The 2566-nt window shown below is 61.0% G+C and carries 4 protein-coding genes; 2 read left to right on the forward strand and 2 right to left on the reverse strand.

Annotation, left to right across the window (positions count from 1 at the left end; all coding sequences use genetic code 11):
• Positions 1-10: 10 nt before the first annotated feature.
• Complete coding sequence (locus Q4E95_RS08945; protein ID WP_303382974.1) at positions 11-343, reverse strand: DUF86 domain-containing protein; 333 nt, start codon at positions 341-343, stop codon at positions 11-13.
• Between the two features lie 2 nt (positions 344-345).
• The gene (locus tag Q4E95_RS08950) at positions 346-876 is read right to left on the reverse strand and encodes a helix-turn-helix domain-containing protein (RefSeq protein ID WP_368660320.1); all 531 of its coding nucleotides are present in this window, start codon (positions 874-876) and stop codon (positions 346-348) included.
• A 305-nt stretch (positions 877-1181) separates the two neighbouring features.
• Here Q4E95_RS08950 and arfB point away from each other — a divergent pair, with 305 nt between their 5' ends.
• On the forward strand, positions 1182-1625 hold the full coding sequence (gene arfB / locus Q4E95_RS08955; RefSeq protein WP_303382976.1) for an alternative ribosome rescue aminoacyl-tRNA hydrolase ArfB: 444 nt from the start codon (positions 1182-1184) through the stop codon (positions 1623-1625).
• A gap of 65 nt (positions 1626-1690) precedes the next feature.
• Positions 1691-2437: an ASCH domain-containing protein gene (locus tag Q4E95_RS08960; protein WP_303382977.1), complete on the forward strand. Its 747-nt coding sequence runs from the start codon at positions 1691-1693 to the stop codon at positions 2435-2437.
• Positions 2438-2566 lie beyond the last annotated feature (129 nt).

Raw genomic sequence — 2566 nt, forward strand, 5'->3', positions numbered from 1 at the left:
AGGTGCGAGGTCACTTCCCCACGATCGACTCGATATAGTCACGAATCGTTGGCAGGTCGAAGACCAGTGTGTCCCAGACAGCACCGTGATCGGTGCCCTCGTAATGATGTGCCAAGCGATCGCGCATACGCTTGATCAACGACCACGGCACGCCGGAGTGCTCCTGCGTCGTTTCGAGCGACAGACGCGCAACATTCTCTCCGATCTTGATAATGAGAGACTCCGCTGCCAGTCCAGGCACGTTGTCGGGATCCCCCTGAAACCAAGCCTGGCCACGCGATACAAGATTCTCACCCACACCGCACAGCCGGATAATTTCCCTCAGAGCCTGGGAATCACGCATATTCATATCGCGATAGCTGCGGACAGGATTTCGTGATCAGCCGACAGTCCACCGTCAGTCACAACGTCCACTTCGACACCGAGTAATTCACTGGCCTCGGCTGCGAAGGCAGCGATTGCCAGGAGCCCGACACCTGCCGAGCGGGAGACCAATATGTCCAGGTCGCTGTCGGGCCCATCCGTTCCTCGAGCGGCTGACCCAAAAACCCGAATGTTGCTCAGCCCATAGTTGCCAGCCAAATTGATGAGTTCGTCACTGTGGGCTGCGAGAGCGTCGTGTGGCAGTGGCCTGGTGGCTGCACGGAGTCGCTGGAGCATCCCAGCCGATGCCCTCCGCCGTTCCGATTCATAGGCGGCGATGTTTGGTTGGGCGACCCCTGAGCGCCTGGCGAGTTCGGCCTGGCTGAGGCCGGCGGCCTCACGTAGCTCGCGCACTTGATTCACCATGCCTTGATCATATCCCGTGATATAACCTCGACAATGGTCCACATCTTTAGGCGCTGCACCGGAGATCATTGAAAATGAGCCGATCATCAAGTCCCGAAAAATCCCAGTCAGCCATCTTGACTGGTTATTTCCCTTCGGATAATGCGTGACCCTTCCACCTCAGGTGGTCACTCACAAGGGACGATGTGGAGACCGGGACTCGGGCTTGAAATTTTCCGTGCTGCCAAGGATTTCGTTTTCTGCCCCTGAGTGGCGCTCAACAACAACTCGCCAAAGTGCCACCTATACTTTGTCAATGGGCAAATATCTCTCGATCTTCTGGATCCGGGGGCGCCTCTCCTCCAGAAGAAGCGAGTCATATCCGCCGGAACACCGATGCCCGGGCTCATGACATGGGCGGACTAAAGATTGAACCCGGCCCCGGGATCCCCAACGGATTAACCATCCCCGCTGCGGATCTCACGGAGCAATTCGCTCGCTCATCCGGCCCGGGAGGGCAGGGAGTCAACACGACCGATAGCAAGGTGCAGTTGTCCGTGGACCTCGCGCGTGTGAGCGTGTTCAGCGCCTCGCAGCAGCGACGGGTGATACAGAATCTCGCGCACCGGCTCTCCGGTACCGTCCTCACCGTCGAGGCGTCCGAGCAGCGTGCGCAGATCCGGAATCGAGCCCTCGCCCGGCAGCGGCTCGCCGAGATGCTGCGGGACGCATTGGCGCCTCCTCCTCCCGCCCGCCGGGCCACCCGGCGCACCCGCGGATCCGAGCGCCGTCGGCTCGCGGGCAAACACCGGCGTTCCGAGATCAAGGCGAACCGGCAGCGTCCGACGGGAGAATGACCAGCGCTGTTGCGCAGCACGCCGGGAATCTGCGAGGCCCAATACGCTATTGCTAGGTTGGATTCGTGCTTACCAACTCCCTCCGTGACCTGGTCAAGGCGGCTACCGCTCATGCCGTCAACGACAACGACAATGGCGACCACACGGTTGCAACCGCTCTCCTCACGCGCTCGGGGCGTACGGTTCTCGGGCTCAAGACCTCTCACGTCCTTGGCGGACAGTGCGATGAAAGCCTCGCGCTGTCCACCCACGCGGCAGCTTGCCTTGACGACCCGATCAGCGCCATAACGACTGTCCACGGGGCCACCGGGCGGGTGATCTCCCCGTGCGGAAAATGCCGGCAAGAGCTACTCAACCTCGACCCAGCGATTCAGTGCGTCGTTCGAGACAGCAGTGGCCTCAAGGCCGTGCCGGTCTCGGAGCTGTTGCCCTACGCCTGTGACTGGAATGCGGTTGAGCAGCCGCAGAAGATTTATATGTGGGAGGGCTACGAGGCGAGCATCCGCGACGGTTCCAAACGCCAGACCATTCGCATTGATGACCCTTTTCACCCCGGGCCCGCCCAGATTGTTTTTGAGAAGGGCAACGGCGAAGTGGTCACGATCGATGCGACTGTCACGTCTGTCGTTGAGACCAGCTACCGCGAGCTCACCGTGGAGCAGGCTCGACGTGACGGCTTCGCGTCATTGGCGGAACTGCATCAGGCGCTGAACACCCACTACCCCGACCTCGCTGAGGACGATATGACCGACGTCGTGAGCTTCGAAATCGGTTCGAACGTCGGGAACGGATCGGCCCGTAGCCGCCCGTAGATGTCCACGTCGATGCGCTCACCGTTGATGAGGAACTTCCCGCGTTCCGTCCCCTCCTTACGGAAACCCGCACATCGGGCGACGGCGCCGGATGTCGGGTTGTTGACGCGGTGCCCCAGCTCGAGGCGT

The organism is Kocuria sp., assembly GCF_030536815.1.
GTDB lineage: Bacteria > Actinomycetota > Actinomycetes > Actinomycetales > Micrococcaceae > Kocuria > Kocuria gwangalliensis.